This window comes from Rothia sp. P100, from assembly GCF_023712425.1.
Taxonomy (GTDB): Bacteria; Actinomycetota; Actinomycetes; order Actinomycetales; family Micrococcaceae; genus Rothia; species Rothia endophytica.
In genome coordinates this window covers 254,002-269,611 of sequence record NZ_JAMAYG010000001.1, presented here as the reverse complement: position 1 = coordinate 269,611, position 15,610 = coordinate 254,002, and the positions used below count along the sequence as shown (strand labels likewise).

12 protein-coding genes and 1 tRNA gene are annotated in these 15,610 nt (G+C 57.7%); 10 read left to right on the top strand and 3 right to left on the bottom strand.

The window, feature by feature from the left end; translation table 11 throughout:
* Positions 1-22: 22 nt before the first annotated feature.
* Positions 23-754, bottom strand: coding sequence for a purine-nucleoside phosphorylase (gene deoD, locus M3668_RS01290; protein ID WP_251379024.1), 732 nt, complete (start codon positions 752-754; stop codon positions 23-25).
* 61 nt (positions 755-815) lie between these two features.
* On the opposite strand from deoD, the gene M3668_RS01285 reads away from it, so the two are divergent.
* On the top strand, positions 816-1,799 hold the full coding sequence (locus tag M3668_RS01285) for a GNAT family N-acetyltransferase (protein ID WP_251379023.1): 984 nt from the start codon (positions 816-818) through the stop codon (positions 1,797-1,799).
* Positions 1,800-1,841: 42 nt separating this feature from the next.
* On the opposite strand, the gene M3668_RS01280 is transcribed toward M3668_RS01285, so the two are convergent.
* A tRNA-Arg gene (locus M3668_RS01280) sits at positions 1,842-1,914 on the bottom strand.
* A 272-nt stretch (positions 1,915-2,186) separates the two neighbouring features.
* Here M3668_RS01280 and M3668_RS01275 point away from each other — a divergent pair.
* The 9 genes from M3668_RS01275 (at position 2,187) to M3668_RS01235 (ending at position 14,290) form a co-directional block, all read left to right on the top strand.
* Positions 2,187-3,083 (top strand): alpha/beta hydrolase, encoded by an 897-nt coding sequence (locus M3668_RS01275; protein ID WP_251379022.1) that lies wholly within the window; start codon positions 2,187-2,189, stop codon positions 3,081-3,083.
* Positions 3,084-3,246: 163 nt separating this feature from the next.
* Positions 3,247-4,908, top strand: coding sequence for an arginine--tRNA ligase (gene argS, locus M3668_RS01270; protein WP_251379021.1), 1,662 nt, complete (start codon positions 3,247-3,249; stop codon positions 4,906-4,908).
* A 1-nt stretch (position 4,909) separates the two neighbouring features.
* Complete coding sequence (locus M3668_RS01265; protein WP_251379020.1) at positions 4,910-6,394, top strand: diaminopimelate decarboxylase family protein; 1,485 nt, start codon at positions 4,910-4,912, stop codon at positions 6,392-6,394.
* A gap of 29 nt (positions 6,395-6,423) precedes the next feature.
* Positions 6,424-7,716: a homoserine dehydrogenase gene (locus M3668_RS01260; protein WP_251379019.1), complete on the top strand. Its 1,293-nt coding sequence runs from the start codon at positions 6,424-6,426 to the stop codon at positions 7,714-7,716.
* Between the two features lie 30 nt (positions 7,717-7,746).
* The gene (gene thrB, locus M3668_RS01255; protein WP_251379018.1) at positions 7,747-8,751 is read left to right on the top strand and encodes a homoserine kinase; all 1,005 of its coding nucleotides are present in this window, start codon (positions 7,747-7,749) and stop codon (positions 8,749-8,751) included.
* 303 nt (positions 8,752-9,054) lie between these two features.
* Complete coding sequence (gene rho, locus M3668_RS01250; RefSeq protein ID WP_251379017.1) at positions 9,055-11,109, top strand: transcription termination factor Rho; 2,055 nt, start codon at positions 9,055-9,057, stop codon at positions 11,107-11,109.
* A 104-nt stretch (positions 11,110-11,213) separates the two neighbouring features.
* Positions 11,214-12,293 (top strand): peptide chain release factor 1, encoded by a 1,080-nt coding sequence (gene prfA, locus M3668_RS01245; protein WP_251379016.1) that lies wholly within the window; start codon positions 11,214-11,216, stop codon positions 12,291-12,293.
* A 3-nt stretch (positions 12,294-12,296) separates the two neighbouring features.
* Positions 12,297-13,214 carry a peptide chain release factor N(5)-glutamine methyltransferase gene (gene prmC, locus M3668_RS01240; RefSeq protein ID WP_251379015.1) on the top strand — a complete coding sequence of 306 codons (918 nt, stop codon included), beginning with the start codon at positions 12,297-12,299 and terminating at the stop codon, positions 13,212-13,214.
* Positions 13,214-14,290: an L-threonylcarbamoyladenylate synthase gene (locus tag M3668_RS01235; RefSeq protein ID WP_285835623.1), complete on the top strand. Its 1,077-nt coding sequence runs from the start codon at positions 13,214-13,216 to the stop codon at positions 14,288-14,290. The genes prmC and M3668_RS01235 overlap by 1 nt, the downstream gene beginning before the upstream one ends.
* A 227-nt stretch (positions 14,291-14,517) precedes the next feature.
* Here M3668_RS01235 and M3668_RS01230 read toward each other — a convergent pair whose 3' ends face one another.
* On the bottom strand, positions 14,518-15,591 hold the full coding sequence (locus tag M3668_RS01230; RefSeq protein ID WP_251379013.1) for an NAD-dependent epimerase/dehydratase family protein: 1,074 nt from the start codon (positions 15,589-15,591) through the stop codon (positions 14,518-14,520).
* Between the last annotated feature and the right edge of the window lie 19 nt (positions 15,592-15,610).

Here is a 15,610-nt window from a genome sequence, read left to right as displayed (position 1 = left end):
AACCAACCCCGCTTTAGATTGGTTAGAGACCGGCTGCTACGGGCAGGACCAGCTCCATCATGTCGGTGAAGGAAGTCTCTCGCTGTTCAGCGGTAGTATCTGAACCCTTGAAGAGATGGTCTGAGACGGTGAAAACTGACAGAGCTTCCACGCCGGCGGCTGCGGCCACCGCATAGATACCCGCGGTTTCCATTTCAACGGCGAGAACGCCCATGTCTGCCCACTTCTTGTTATCGGAGAAGTCGGACTTGTAAAAGACGTCGCTGGAGAGCACGTTGCCTACGTTCAGTTTCACGCCCTGCTTCTCTGCTTCCTGTGCTACTGCTGAGAGCAACGACCAGGAGGCGGTAGGAGCGAAAGTGCCGGGTAGTTTGTAGTGCGCCATGAAGTTGGAGTCTGTGGAGGCAGAGGCAGCTACAACGATATCGAAGGTGTCGACAGCGTCAGAAAGACCGCCGCAGGTGCCAATACGAATCAGACGCTTGGCTCCAAAGGAGTGGATGAGTTCGTGGGTGTAGAGGGAGGCTGAGGGGATACCCATGCCGGTACCCATGACCGAGACGTTCTGGCCTTTGAACTCACCGGTGTAGCCGAACATATTGCGCACGGTGTTGAACTGGGTGACGTTCTCAAGATAGGTCTCTGCGATGAACTTGGCACGCAGCGGGTCGCCGGGGAGTAAGATGGTCTCAGCGATTTCAGCGCTGTTGGGGGCAATGTGAGGGGTGTTGAGGGGCACGGGTTTCTTCTCCAAAAGTTTCTGGCAAGGTTGCCTTCTATTCTATAGTGAGCACAGGAAGACCGTGAGAGGGGCAATGATGCACCTAAGATACTGGCAGGTTTCGGACGCCGCTGATCTGCTCAAGCTTTACCAGCAGGTTGAGGACCTGCGACGGCAGCTACCGATTTTGTTGTCCCTTGAAGATGCTCGCCGGCATATCGAAAGTTCGTTGCTCCCTGCTGAGGGGCGAAGTGTTTTTGCGCTCGATTGTGAAGCGAAGCTTGCGGGGCTGGTAGCAGTAACGGTTACTGCTGAAGATGACGAGGGTAAGCCTGACCGTGGCTGGGTTTACTACTGGTCAGCCCCGGTTATTCGGGGGACAGGCGCCATGAAAGAAAGTGTGCGCGCTGTTTGTGATTGGACCTTAGGAGAGCAGTCTCAGCAATCCGAGGTGCAGTTCAGAGAGGGCTTATTTGATTGCAGTGTTCTGACCGAGGAAACATCACCGGGGTTGCGACGTCTTGAGCTGGGCTACCGGACCAATAACCCGGCCTCCGGCGCAGTTGCCGCAGCCGCAGGATTCACGGTTGAGGGGGTCGAACGAGAAAAATTTTTCTACGATGGGCAGGCTTACGACGCTGTGATAGCGGCGCGTTTGCGAGACAAAACGGTGCCGCCGCGGGCAAATGTTCACCATATCGAGCTGTGGACTACAGATTTTAAGGTAGCCAAAACCTGCTGGGACTGGCTAATGGAACAGCTCGGATTTACCAGCTATCAAGCCTGGGAAGGTGGAACTTCATGGCGTGCGCCCGACGGCTCCTATCTTGTGCTTGAACAGTCCGCGGACGTTAGCGGTGATCATCAGCGCACTCGTGCTGGCCTCAACCACCTGGCGCTCAACTGCGCTAGCAGGCAAGAGCTAGAAGACATCAGAGAGCAAGCACCCAAATATGGCTGGACTGAACTTTTTGCTGACCGTTACCCTCACGCAGGAGGGGAGAAACACACAGCCCTCTATTTAGAGAATGATGAGGGCTTTGAGGTTGAGCTAGTTCTGGTTGACGGTCCCAAATAACAGAAAACCCGCTCCTACTGCTGTAAGTGCGGGTTTAAGCTGTGCCCCCGAAAGGATTCGAACCTTCGACACCCAGCTCCGGAAACTGGTGCTCTATCCACTGAGCTACGGGGGCATATTTATTTATTCAACCATAGAACCCGTAGCGCAGGGGATGCGCTCCGCGCCGAGTCCTTGATGTGTATTTCCTCGCGCGCTCAGCAAATCAACGACTCGATCGAGCTACGGGGGCATATTCATTTATTGAACCATGTCCGCTGTTATCACAGCGAACGGAACATAACTTTACCAGAAACATCTGAAGCATTTTCACAGGCGCCCCGCTAGCGGTTACATTAGAGAGGACGCCGGGCCCAGCCACCCGGGCGCGGTCAGAAAGGGTAGCACATGGCAGCGCACTTTATCTCTGGTAACTACGGCGAGGAGGGAAACCCCTCGCAAACCTACGACTACTATCCCGGTACCACCCCCACTTCGCCTCTGTTGATTTACGTACACGGGGGAGCCTGGCGCTTCGGTGACAAGTCCTCTTTTCACCGCTCCGATAACGATGTCCATAAAATTCGCGAATACTTCCAGGCAGCCGGTTTCGCTACGGCAACCATCAACTACCGCCTTTCCGATGAGGCTCTCTTTCCTGCCCAAATTCACGATGTCAAAGCAGCCATCCGCTATCTGAAGCAGCACGCTAAAATCTTGGGCTTCGATCCCGCTAAGATAGCGCTGGCAGGAGGCTCTGCCGGCGGTCACCTGGTGCAGTTGGCCGCGGCAAGCACGGCTCTCAAGGACCCCTACTTTGAAGGGTTGCCCGCAGCAGATATACCGGCTCATCCTTCGTCCTCAGTGAGCTGTGCCATTAGCATTTACGGCGTTTCTGATCTGCGTACCATTTTCGATGACCGTGTAGCCTGTGGCTTTGATCGGAATCATCCTGAGGACGATGGGGCGGAATGGCGGTTGCTGGGCAGCCCCTATCCAGCTCCCGTCGGGAGCGCGGCGGAGACTAACTGGTCAAAGGCTCACCCTATCGACCTGGCGCAGCAGGCAGAAAAAACTGGGAACAGAAGGCACGCACCGGTTTTCTACGTGCACGGCACGGGCGATACCTGTGTGCCGCCCAACCAGTCTGAAAAAGCCCACCGAACCTTGGGGGATCGGGGAGTGGCTACCGAGCTGCTTCTGGTCCCCGGTGCTGAGCACGCTGACCCTGCTATCTATGCAGACCGAAAGGCCTGGGAAAGAATCATTGGCTGGGTTCAGGCTCAGTTGACGCTGAAAAACTAACTGGATGACTGAGCCTGGAGAGGACATCCGTGTAGGCGAAGTGGTTCCCAAATAGAGCTGGAGTTTTCCATGGCTTGTGTTCATTGTTAAAGGCAGGTACTCCAACCAGCCGCATTGTGAACCGTACTTAGGGGGTTGCCTATAACCCTGTAAACTGGTGGCTATGACTCCCGAAGAACTCTCACTTGCTATTGACGGCGCGCTGAATGCAGCGATTGACGCCGGTGAACTGACCCTTGCTGATGGCGAAACCGCACCTGCTGTGCGTGTTGAGCGCCCTAAGAATCGTGACCACGGTGACTGGGCAACCAATGTTGCTTTGCAGATTTCTAAGAAGGTGGGTAAGAACCCCCGCGAGGTTGCTCAGGTTTTAGCTACCCGTATCTCCGAGCTAGATGGGGTTGCTTCTGTTGATATTGCTGGCCCCGGCTTCTTGAACATTGTGCTGGACGCCGCGGCTGCCGGTGAGCTGGCTGTGACGATTCTCGATCAGGGGTCGGCTTTTGGCCGCAGTGATGTGCTGGCTGGGAAGACCATTAACCTTGAATTTGTCTCGGCTAACCCCACCGGCCCTATCCATCTGGGCGGTACCCGGTGGGCAGCTGTGGGCGACTCACTAGCTCGCATCCTGGAAGCTCAGGGTGCCAACGTTGTGCGTGAGTACTACTTCAATGATCACGGCAACCAGATTGACCGCTTCGCCAAGTCTCTGCTGGCCCGTGCCAAAGGCGAGGCAGCTCCTGAAGACGGCTACGGAGGAGAATACATCACCGATATCGCCAACCGCGTTCTGGCATCCCACCCTGATGCGCTGAGCGCTGAGGACCCCCAGGAAGTCTTCCGTTCGGTGGGCGTTGAATTGATGTTCGAGGAAATCAAGCAGTCCCTGCACGAGTTCCGCGTAGACTTCGATGTTTACTTCCATGAGAACTCTCTCTTCGAGGACGGCAAAGTTGATGAGCTGCTTGAGAAGCTCAAGGAATCTGAGAATCTTTACTTCAAGGACGGCGCCTGGTGGCTGAAGTCTACCGATTTCGGAGATGACAAGGACCGTGTGGTTATCAAGTCAGATGGCAACGCTGCTTACATTGCTGGCGACATCGCCTACTTCCAGGACAAGACCAAGCGCGCCGAAAACCCTGCTGACCTAGCAATTTACATGCTGGGCGCTGACCACCATGGCTATGTGGCCCGTCTGAAGGCAGCAGCTGCAGCTCTGGGCGATGATCCAGATATGGTTGAGGTCATGATTGGCCAGATGGTTAACCTGGTCAAAGACGGCAAGCCCGTGCGTATGTCCAAGCGCGCCGGCACCGTAGTGACCATGGAGGACCTGGTCGAGATTGTAGGTGTAGATGCTGCCCGCTACTCGCTGACCCGCTACTCGGTAGATTCCAACATCGACATTGACCTGGACCTGCTGACCAAGCAGTCCAACGAGAACCCGGTCTTCTACGTTCAGTACGCCCACGCCCGCACATGTGGCCTAGCACGTAATGCAGAACTCGCCGGCGTCACCACTGATTCATACGATGTCGCTCAGCTCAGCACCGAGGCTGACTCAGCGCTACTGGCAGCATTGGGTCAGTTCGCTGGTGCTGTCAAAGAATCAGCTGACTTCCGCGAACCCCATCGCGTCGCTCGTTACCTGGAAACCCTCGCAGGTGCCTACCACCGCTGGTACGGCGTCTCGCCTGTGGCTCCCAAGGGCGAAGAAGAAATTACTGACCTGCACCGTACTCGTCTGCTCCTGAACAACGCAACCCGCCAAGTTCTGGCCAACGGCCTGGGCCTGCTGGGTGTCTCAGCTCCGGAGAAAATGTAATATGGGCGCCGAACCCGCTCTCTTTGCCCCGAGCTGGCTAACCTACCCGCAACAGCCTGCTCACCTGCCCCGTAGCATCTGGATGCCATCCTTCAAGCGTGCTGAAAGCGGTGAGCTGACCGTTGATGGAACTCCGGTTTCTGCCCTGGTTGAAGAGTTTCAAACCCCTGCCTATGTCTTTTCTGAGGACACTTTCCGTGCTCGCGCTACCGAGTTTCGCTCGGCGTTTGAAACCGCTTTTGCGGCCCACGGGGCAGAAGTTTCGGTCTACTATGCCGGTAAGTCCTTCCTCACCACAGCTGTAGCAAAGTGGGCAGAAGAAGAGGGGCTCTATCTGGATACCGCTTCTGGTGGCGAGCTTGCTCTCGCTCAGCGCGCCGGTGTTCCGGGGGAGCGTATCGCCCTGCACGGTAACAACAAGTCGGTAGCTGAAATTCGTCGAGCCTTGGATTACGGGGTGGGGCGTATTGTGGCTGACTCAGTCCCCGAGGTTCAGATGATTGCCAGTATCGCCGCTGAGATGGGCCGTGTCGCCCCGGTGATGCTGCGTGTCACCCCAGGCGTCCATGCTTCAACGCATGACTTCATCGCCACCGCGCACGAAGATCAGAAGTTTGGTCAATCTATGGCCGCGGGCACGGCTCCTTTAGCTGGCCTTACCCTAGTGGAGCTCAACGAACTGGGTATCACCGCTGAGGATGCTTACGCGAGCGTGGCAGTCGCTCTGGCCCACCAGGCAGAGAGCATCGACTTGCGCGGTTTGCACTGCCATATTGGTTCACAGATTTTTGAGGCAGATGGCTTTGGTGCCGCTGCCCAGAAGGTGCTGACCTATATGCAGCAGCTCAACGAACGCTTTGGGTTTGTGCTTCCCGAAATTGATTTGGGCGGCGGCTACGGCATCGGTTACACCGAGCAGGACGCCCCGCGCGGCTCCGCTGAAATCGCCACCGAACTTGCGGACATGGTCTCTAAGACCTGCGCCAACGTTGGTATGGCTATACCGCACCTGTCCTTTGAGCCAGGTCGGTCAATTTCTGGCCCTTCGGGTATCACCCTCTACACCGTGGGCACCATCAAAAATGTGGCGATTGAAGACGAGAACGGGGATACCCGCGTGCGCCGCTACGTCTCGGTAGATGGCGGTATGAGCGATAATCCCCGCCCCGTCCTCTACGAGTCTGACTACGCGGTGACCCTGGCTAACAGGGAACCTGCCGGGGAGCAGATTCTTAGCCGCGTGGTGGGTAAACACTGCGAATCAGGCGATATCGTGATTCGGTACTGCTATCTGCCTGCTGACCTGGCTGCGGGGGATATCCTGGCGGTGCCCGGGACCGGAGCCTACAACCACGTCATGAGCTCTAACTACAACTACCTCACCCGCCCGCCGGTGATTGCTACCTCTGGAGCTAAGGCTCCTCGTGCTATCGTGCGACGTGAAACCGAAGAAGATATGTTGGCCCGTGACCTCGGGCTAGTCTAAGTGTGAAACCAATTTCAGGAGAGAAGCCTATGAGCTCCGTCCCGTCCATTAAAGTTGCTCTGCTGGGTGCCGGTAACGTCGGCTCTCAGGTAGCTCGTATGCTCACCGAAGATGCTCAGGTGCTGAGCGAACGTATTGGCGCGCAGATTGAGCTGATTGGTATTGCGGTGCGTGATACCTCAGCCAAACGTCACTACTCTGCTAATCCCTCGCTTTACACCACCGATGCAGAGGCGCTGATTGACGCTGCTGATGTGGTCATTGAGTTGACCGGTGGTATCGAACCAGCCCGCGAGCGCATCTTGCGCGCTCTGAAAGCAGGCAAGTCGGTGGTCTCGGGTAACAAGGCTCTGCTGGCTAAGCACGGCGTGGAACTCGCTGGGGCTGCCGCTAAGAGCGGTGCGCAGCTGTCCTATGAAGCGGCTGTTGCTGGTGCTATCCCAATTCTGCGCCCCCTGCGTGATTCCTTGGCAGGTGACCGCGTGACCCGCGTGCTGGGCATCATGAACGGCACCACCAACTACATCCTTGACCAAATGCACACCACCGGTGCCCAGTTTGAGGACGCCCTGGCTGAGGCTCAGCGTCTGGGCTACGCCGAGGCTGACCCCACCGCTGATGTTGAGGGGCACGACGCGGCGTCCAAGGCGGCGATTGTTGCCTCCCTGGCCTTCCACTCAGATTTCACCATTGATGATGTTCATTGCGAAGGCATCACCTCCATTACCGCTGATGATGTGCAGGCTGCAGAAGCCGATGGTTACGTGATCAAGTTGCTGGCAGTCTGTGAACGGGACGGCGATGGAGTTAACATCCGGGTCAACCCCACCCTGGTGCCCGTAGATCACCCTCTCGCTAATGTTCACGGCGCGTTCAACGCTGTCTTTGTGCAGGCAGATAATGCCGGAGAGCTGATGTTCTACGGCCCCGGTGCCGGTGGCGCTCCTACCGCATCAGCCGTTTTGGGTGACTTTGTTTCCCTCTCCCGTCGCCTAGTGTTGGGCGGCCCTGGCGTTCCTGAATCCTCCTACGCTGACCTGTCGGCTACCGGCATGAGCGACGTTGTTTGCCGCTATTCTGTGGGCATCGTGGTGGAGGACAAGCTGGGCGTGCTCGCTAATATCGCCCGTATCTTTGCCGAGCACGGCGTCTCGATCGAAACCATGCGTCAGACCAAGAAGCGTGACGGTGAAACCGCGCACGCGATCATTCGTATCGTGACGCACCGGGCTACCGACTCCAACCTGCGCAAAACCATGGCAGTAGTTGACGCTCTTGATACCGTCAACGAGATTACCTCCGTTATCCGCGTTGAAGACTAAGCGCCAGTTACTACTAGGAGCACCCTGACTATGAACCTCCCCATCATCGATGACTCTAATGAACCGGCGCTGTCACCCGATATCATTCCTGTGGGCTGCGCAGTTTCGGTGAGGGTACCGGCTTCCTCGGCTAACCTTGGACCGGGTTATGATTCCTTGGGCCTGGCATTGGCTCACTACGATGACCTGACTATCACGCGCACAGAGTCTGGGCTCACTTTTGAAGTGACCGGTGAGGGGGCTGACAAGGTACCTCAGGACGCTAGCCACCAGGTAGTTAAGGCTATGCAGACAGCCTGGAAGGCAGTGGGGTTGCTGGAATTACCCGGCTTGCATATTAAGGCTCACAACCGTATCCCGCACTCACGGGGTATGGGCTCATCTGCGTCCGCAATCGTTGCCGGGGTAACCGCGGCCAACGGCCTGCTGCCTGAAGAGCTGCGCCTGGATGATGATGCTGTACTCCAGCTTTGCTCGGGAATGGAAGGGCACCCGGATAACGTGGCACCCTCACTGTACGGCCAGCTGGTGGTGTCCTACGCAGAAGACGGCGGCTGGCACTGTCTGCCCATCGCGGCTCATGATCGGGTGCTACCGGTTGTAGCTATCCCCGATTACGAGGTGCCCACTAAGATTGCCCGCGGCCTCATCCCCGAGACCGTGCCGCACCGCGAAGCGGCAATCAACTCGGGCAGGGCGGCGTTGCTCACCCAGGCGGTCTCTACCTACCCGGACTTCCTGCTACCTGCCACCTCCGACCTGCTACACCAGCCCTACCGGGCGGTCGCCATGAAACCCAGTGCAGCACTCGTATCGGCTCTGCGCGGCCAAGGCTACGCAGCTGTCATCTCGGGCGCCGGCCCCACCGTTATGGTGCTGGCTAATGGCAAGGAAGAACGTGCTAGCGTCCTTGACGCCATTGAAAGACTCACCAGCACATCGGATATTAATGAGTATGAAAGCTCACCTATCAGCTGGCGCGTGCTACCCGTTGATATCGACACAGAAGGTGTTATGCTTACACATGAAGAATGAAGCCTCAGAGCTTTCATGCCCCAGGGCATGAAGCCCAGCTTTCTTCTTACCCACGGTTTAGAGCCGCGTGAAGCCCGTACCTCTACCGTTCCCTAACACTCTCGGATCACCGAAAACCAGTGTTTCTCTGCTCTAAGCGCGTAGCCGCGCGTTTATCAGAGCAGTCAACGCCCCAGCGGTAGCCTCACCAGTGCTGACGAGAGCACTGTGTCTACCGCACTCCCAGGGCAAGGGCCAGCCAGTCTGAGGCAGCCCGACCTACCGCCCCGCGAAACCAAACGCATTTCGAAAGAAGGAATCTTCGTGGCAGAAACTACCGACCTCACCGCAGGTACGGAGACCGCAAACGCGGCTGACAATAAAGCTCCCAGTCTGAGCACCCTCAAACTAGCTCAGCTCCAGTCCCTCGCCTCACAGCTGGGCATTACCGGTGCGCGCCGTATGCGCAAGTCCGATTTAGTTGAGGCTATTACCACCCATCAGCGTGGCGGAGCAGTCGCTGATCGCGACGAGGCTCCCGTTGCTGAGGAAAAGCCCAAGCGCACCCGCAAAACTGCAGCTAAGACTGAAGACGCAACTGCAGAAACTGTAGTAGCAGAAGAGAAGCCCAAGCGCACCCGTAAGACCTCGGCTAAGGTTGAAGTTACGGCTGAAACCTCAGAGGCTCCTGCCGAGCAAAAGACTGAAGAGAGCACCGGTACTCAGCGCCGCGGTAACCGCCGCGCGAGCAGCGCAGGTGCACCCCAGGCCGAGACCTCCGGTCTGGAAGCTGTAGAAGCAGCGCTGGACGCCGTTGAATCTGAAAAGAACGCCTCAGCCGGCCAAAAGAACCAGAAGTCTGATGAGACTGACGGCGAAAACGGCACCAAGCGCACTCGCACTCGTAACCGCAACGATCGCCGCCGTGGCCGCCCTGAGAATGAGATCTCGGGCAACCAGGACGCCGGCGAAAAGAACGAGACCGCTGCAACCGACTCCGCTGAGGAGAACGGTGAGAAGTCCGAGCGGGAGAACCGCTCAGAGCGTGGGGACCGCAAGAACAACCGCCGTGACCGTAACGACCGTTCAGAGCGCGATAACCGTTCAGAACGCTCCTCTACCAATGGTCCCGACGAGGATCGCCGCAACGCCCGCAAAAACCGCCGCGACCGTCAAAACGAACGCCGCGACCGTCGAGGCAACCGCCGTGACTTCGATGAGCCTGAAATCACCGAAGATGACGTGCTGGTCCCTGTAGCTGGTGTCCTTGATGTGCTCGATAACTACGCTTTCGTGCGCACCTCCGGCTACCTGCCCGGTACCAACGATGTCTATGTATCTTTGGCCCAGGTCAAGCGCTACGGTATGCGCAAGGGTGACGCCGTGGTCGGTACCATTCGCGCTCCCCGCGAGAACGATAACAGCAGCCGCCAGAAGTTCAACGCCTTGGTGCAGCTGACCAGCATCAACGGTATGACTCCAGAAGAGGCTAAGGGTCGCCGTGAGTTCAATAAGCTCACCCCGCTTTACCCCAACGAGCGTCTGCGCCTGGAAACCGATGCTAAGAAGATTTCAACCCGCGTCATTGACCTTGTCGCTCCCATCGGTAAGGGCCAGCGTGGTCTGATCGTTGCACCGCCTAAGGCCGGTAAGACCTTAATGCTGCAGTCCATCGCCAACGCAATCACCACCAATAACCCCGAGGTTCACCTCATGATGGTTCTGGTGGACGAACGCCCCGAAGAAGTCACCGATATGCAGCGCACTGTGAACGGTGAAGTTATTGCCTCAACCTTTGACCGCCCCGCAGACGACCACACCACCGTGGCCGAACTGGCGATTGAGCGTGCCAAGCGTTTGGTGGAGCAGGGTCGCGACGTCGTGGTTCTGCTGGATTCCATGACCCGCCTGGGGCGTGCCTACAACCTGGCAGCTCCTGCATCAGGTCGTATCCTCTCGGGTGGTGTTGATGCCGCTGCGCTTTACCCGCCCAAGCGTTTCTTCGGCGCTGCCCGCAACATCGAAGAGGGCGGCTCGCTAACCATTCTCGCTACCGCTCTGGTTGAGACCGGTTCAAAGATGGACGAGGTCATCTTCGAGGAATTCAAGGGTACCGGCAATATGGAACTGCGCCTTTCACGTCAGCTCGCTGACAAGCGTATCTTCCCCGCCATCGACCTGAACGCCTCAAGTACCCGTCGCGAGGAGAACCTGCTTTCAGCTGACGAAATCAAGATCATGTGGCGCCTACGCCGTGTACTGGCTGGCATGGACCCTGAGCAGTCACTCTCTGTCCTGCTCTCCAAGTTACGCGAGACCGGCTCTAACGTTGAGTTCCTGCTGACCGTTGCCAAGAGCGGACTGGGCCACTCAGAGTAACCGAGCGATAGCACCACCCCGAGTGTGGGGTGGTGCTCAGCCGCTTAACCATCAAGTTTTTGCGCCCGGGTATCGGGCGCCATCAAGATAAAGGCACAAGAGACGTGATTGACTCAATCCAGGGTCTGCTCGATGAGCACACCGACCTACAGAAGCAACTGGCTGACCCCGCGGTGCATGCTGACCAGGGTAAGGCCCGCAAACTAGGGCGCCGCTACGCTGAACTCAACGGTATTGTTGAAGCCTACAAACGCGTCAATACCCTGCGCGATGATATCGAAGCGGCCCGTGAAATGGCAGCTGAAGATGAAGACTTCGCAGCAGAGGTTAAAGAACTAGAAGCCCAGCTACCGGCAGCTGAAGAGAAGCTACGCCGTCTGCTGATCCCCCGTGACCCGGACGATGGCCGCAACGTCATCCTTGAGGTCAAGGGCGGCGAAGGCGGCGACGAGGCATCCCTCTTTGCTGCTGACCTCTTGCGCATGTACATGCGCTATGCCGAGTCCAAGGGCTGGAAGACCGAAATGATTTCGGCACAGAGCACCGATGTGGGCGGCTACAAGGACGCCCAGGTCGCGATCAAGACTAACTCCACCGATCCCGCTGAGGGCGTATGGGCTCACCTGAAGTACGAGGGCGGTGTTCACCGTGTCCAGCGCGTTCCCGCGACGGAATCTCAGGGACGTATTCACACCTCAGCTGCTGGTGTGCTGGTCTTCCCCGAGGTCGATGAGCCCGAGGAAATCGAGATCAGCCAGAACGATTTGAAGATCGATGTCTACCGTTCATCAGGCCCCGGTGGCCAGTCGGTGAACACCACCGACTCAGCTGTCCGTATTACCCACCTGCCCACCGGCATCGTGGTCGCCATGCAGAACGAGAAGTCACAGATTCAGAACCGTGAAGCCGCTATGCGCGTGCTGCGTGCACGTCTGCTCGCTTGGCAGCAGGAGCAGATTGACGCTGAAAACGCTGAAAAGCGCCACTCCCAGGTGCGTACCATGGACCGCTCAGAGCGTATCCGCACCTACAACTTTCCCGAAAACCGCATCGCGGATCACCGTACCGGTTACAAGTCCTACAATTTGGACGCTGTTATTAATGGTGACCTTGAAGCTGTTATCCAGTCCGCCATCGAGATGGACGAGGCAGCCCGTCTAGAGAAGCTGGGCCAGGGTAAGTAAACTGTGGGTGAGTTTTCACTGCACCCCGGTGAAGAGCTGGCAACAGCCCTTCGCCGGGGTGGCGTATACCTGCAGAGCTGTGGTATTGAATCTGGCCAGGTGGACGCTGAGTTATTGGCTGCTTTCCTCCTGGAAAAGTCTGGGAAAGAGCCGGTATCTCGTGGCCGGGTTCAGGCTTTAGCGCTGATGGGGTCTGCGGTTCCTGAAGGCTTTGAAAGTCTCATTAACTTGCGCGGAGACAGATTACCCCTGCAACACTTGACGGGTCAGGCGCACTTCCGCGGACTGACGCTGAGCGTTGGCCCCGGAGTTTTCGTGCCTCGACCTGAAACCGAACTGCTGGTTGAACATGCCAAGACCGCCTACCTCTCACTGGTAAACCAGGGAAGTACCGGGGTGGTAGTGGATCTTTGCGCAGGCTCCGGCGCCATTGCTGCTAGCTTGGCGGCAGAACTGGCAGGTGCCAGCGTCCACGCCGTTGAGCTGTCCTCTGATGCTGCTGCCTGGGCGCAGCGTAATCTGGCTGAGCACGCTGTTCACCTGGTGCAGGGGGACGCCCTGACTGCCCTGCCAGAACTGCTGGGGCAGGTAACAGTGGTTGCCTCGAACCCACCCTATATCCCCGATGGCGCTGTTCCTCGAGACCCAGAGGTACGCGATCATGATCCCAACTTAGCTCTGTACGGCGGTGGGGAGGACGGTATGAAAATGCCCCGAGCCATCACCGCCCGAGCTTTTGACCTGCTAACTCCGGGGGGCTATTTCATCATTGAACATGCTGAAACTCAGCGGGAACTCATGGTAACTGCCTTCAAAAGGGCCGGTTTTGAGCGTATAGAATCAATAGATGACTTTGCCGGTAAACCGCGTCATACCAGCGGCTATAAACCCTTGCCTGCCCCTTCGAGTGTGAAAGAATGATGAGCGTGAACGCAAGCATTATTACCACCACCAATGAGACCTCCCGCCGCGAAGCGGTTGAGACTGCCAAGGCAGCGATTAGCTCTCATAAGACCGTGGTGATTCCCACCGATACGGTCTATGGAATCGCTGCTGACGCTTTCTCCGTTGAGGGGGTTTCTGCGCTCCTGGCAGCCAAGGGTCGTAGCCGTCAGATGCCACCGCCCGTTTTGATTTTTAACGAGTCAGTGCTTGCTGGTCTGGCAGACGGTGTATCTGAGGACGCCGCGGCGCTAGCCGCCGAGTTCTGGCCCGGTGCGTTGACCCTGATTTTCTATGCTCAGCCTTCGCTGAACTGGGATTTGGGGGAGACCCAGGGAACGGTTGCCCTGCGCGTACCCGATGATCCCACGGCTATTGAACTTCTGCGTCACCTTGGCCCGCTTGCTGTCTCTTCAGCTAATAAGACCGGACGCCCGGCAGCTACGACCGCTCAGGAAGCGATGGAACAGCTGGGCAATGATGTCGAGGTTATCTTTGATGGTGGTCCCAGACCGCTCGAACGAGGGGAAGGGTTTGACCCTGCTTCTGTTCTGCCCTCCACCATTGTTGACTGCACCTCTGACCGTCTGGTCATCGTGCGTGAAGGCGCAATTTCGGTAGAGCGCCTGCGCGAGGTGGTACCTAACCTTATGACTCGTGCTGAGGTAGAGGCCCAGGAGCAGGCAGTGCGTGAAGCGCAGGCCGCGACTACTGAAACTCAGGTCGCCATGGATTATGCCGATTACCATGCGCTAGAGTCAGCCGATGCAGAGCCGCTGGCTCGGCGTGCATCGGCGCCCGAGAGCGGCACTGTTGCTGCGGGCTTGGTGGGTGCCTCAGGGGTTGCCGGGATAGACCAGCGACGTGTGTCGCATGCTCAGGCTCCTGAGACGAAAGTGGTGCGGGATAGCACCAAACCCTACTCGGTTGATGCTGCCAGGAACCTAGTTTTCGGCGCCGCACCGGGGGCAGCTGAGGTGCTTTCCGCTAGCGAAACAGAACTGCCCGAAAGCACTTCACCCGAAGGCACTGAGGCTGAGGAACAGGCCGGTTAAGCCCCACTCCATCAGCTAGATTTTCTGAGCAGAAAGGGGGGACCCCATGGGGTCCCCCCTTTCTGCTTATTCTTGTTAGAGCTTGTCCAAACTGTTGACGCTAACTTCCACGGTATTGGCAAGCTGACTCTCTCGCCCGGTTCGCTGGCGCTCACTAGGCGATTCATTCCAGCCCGACCAGCTTGCCAATACCGTGCCGGTCAGCTTCCCCGTTCTCCCACCAAGACTTAGTCCGCGAAGCGGCGGTCTGATTTTTTGCCCAGCGAACTGTGGGCGGTGCGTAGCACCTCTGAAACGCGGGCGGTAGGAATGAGACCGTTGGTGCGTGCCCAGCTGTCATCGAGGTCCTGACCGAACCACATGACTTCGAGACGGCGCACGGGGCCAGCTAGCCTGTCACCTACGTAGTGTGAGGCTTTGTAGCCGGCACTTAGCAGGGCGCGGCAGAATTTTTCGGGAAGGCGCATCGGGCGGCGTCGTCCAGCATCGATGAGCACTGATTCAGTGGTGGCGCACTCCCAGGGTTGAAGGACGATGGGGGGCAGCTCGCCGTCAAAAGCTCCTACCATGGCGGTGAACTCTGCTAGGGCGTAGTTTGACGAGACGGGAGTGCGGTGCTGACCGTCCCCGGCAACGGAGGCTAGGGGAGAAGAGGCAATCTTAGCGAAAGCTTGGGTGGTGCGGCGGCCTTGCCCCTGCACGCTAGTTGCTCGCAGTATACAAATTTCAAGGGCGTGATGGCGAGCTACTTGGGCAGGGGCGTGGGAGGGAGCTGCTGGAAACTGCGATGCGGCAGAGCCCGGTGCTGTTCCCTGGGCGGCTTTTTCTTCAATGAAGGAGCGCAAGCCGAGCAGTACTTCTTCGCCCAGTGCTTTGGAGAAGGAATACGCAGAGAAGGGGTCAGTTTCTGGTGTATCTGTGAGCACGGGAACCGGTCCCAGCACAGCGGCTGAACTCATGTGAATCAGTCTGCGAACCCCGGTACGCTGAGCCGCGATAGCGATAACGGCTGGCAGTAGGGCGTTGGCACCGAGTAAGGGCGCTAAATCTTCCTGATCCGGGGCTGCTAGACCGGAGGCATTGATGACGACATCGCAGCCGGCGAAGGAATCTGCAAGGGAGTTGATGATGCCTTCTAGCTTGCGGGCGTCGCTAATGAGCTGTTGGGGGTCTGTTTCACGGGTAACTAGCCGGGGGGCCTCGATTGCATCTACCGTGAGACCTTCAGTCGTCAGCCTAGCCAAAATAGATGAGCCAACAAACCCACTCGCGCCAATGATTTTCCAGGAAGTATCTGCCATAGTGTGTCCCATCGGTTCA

Bases quoted from the DNA above. Each gene is read 5' to 3' on its own strand.
- M3668_RS01285 (WP_251379023.1), top strand. From the start codon at position 816: ATGATGCACCTAAGATACTGGCAGGTTTCGGACGCCGCTGATCTGCTC.
- M3668_RS01275 (WP_251379022.1), top strand. From the start codon at position 2,187: ATGGCAGCGCACTTTATCTCTGGTAACTACGGCGAGGAGGGAAACCCC.
- argS (WP_251379021.1), top strand. From the start codon at position 3,247: ATGACTCCCGAAGAACTCTCACTTGCTATTGACGGCGCGCTGAATGCA.
- M3668_RS01265 (WP_251379020.1), top strand. From the start codon at position 4,910: ATGGGCGCCGAACCCGCTCTCTTTGCCCCGAGCTGGCTAACCTACCCG.
- M3668_RS01260 (WP_251379019.1), top strand. From the start codon at position 6,424: ATGAGCTCCGTCCCGTCCATTAAAGTTGCTCTGCTGGGTGCCGGTAAC.
- thrB (WP_251379018.1), top strand. From the start codon at position 7,747: ATGAACCTCCCCATCATCGATGACTCTAATGAACCGGCGCTGTCACCC.
- M3668_RS01235 (WP_285835623.1), top strand. From the start codon at position 13,214: ATGAGCGTGAACGCAAGCATTATTACCACCACCAATGAGACCTCCCGC.
- M3668_RS01230 (WP_251379013.1), bottom strand. From the start codon at position 15,591: ATGGCAGATACTTCCTGGAAAATCATTGGCGCGAGTGGGTTTGTTGGC.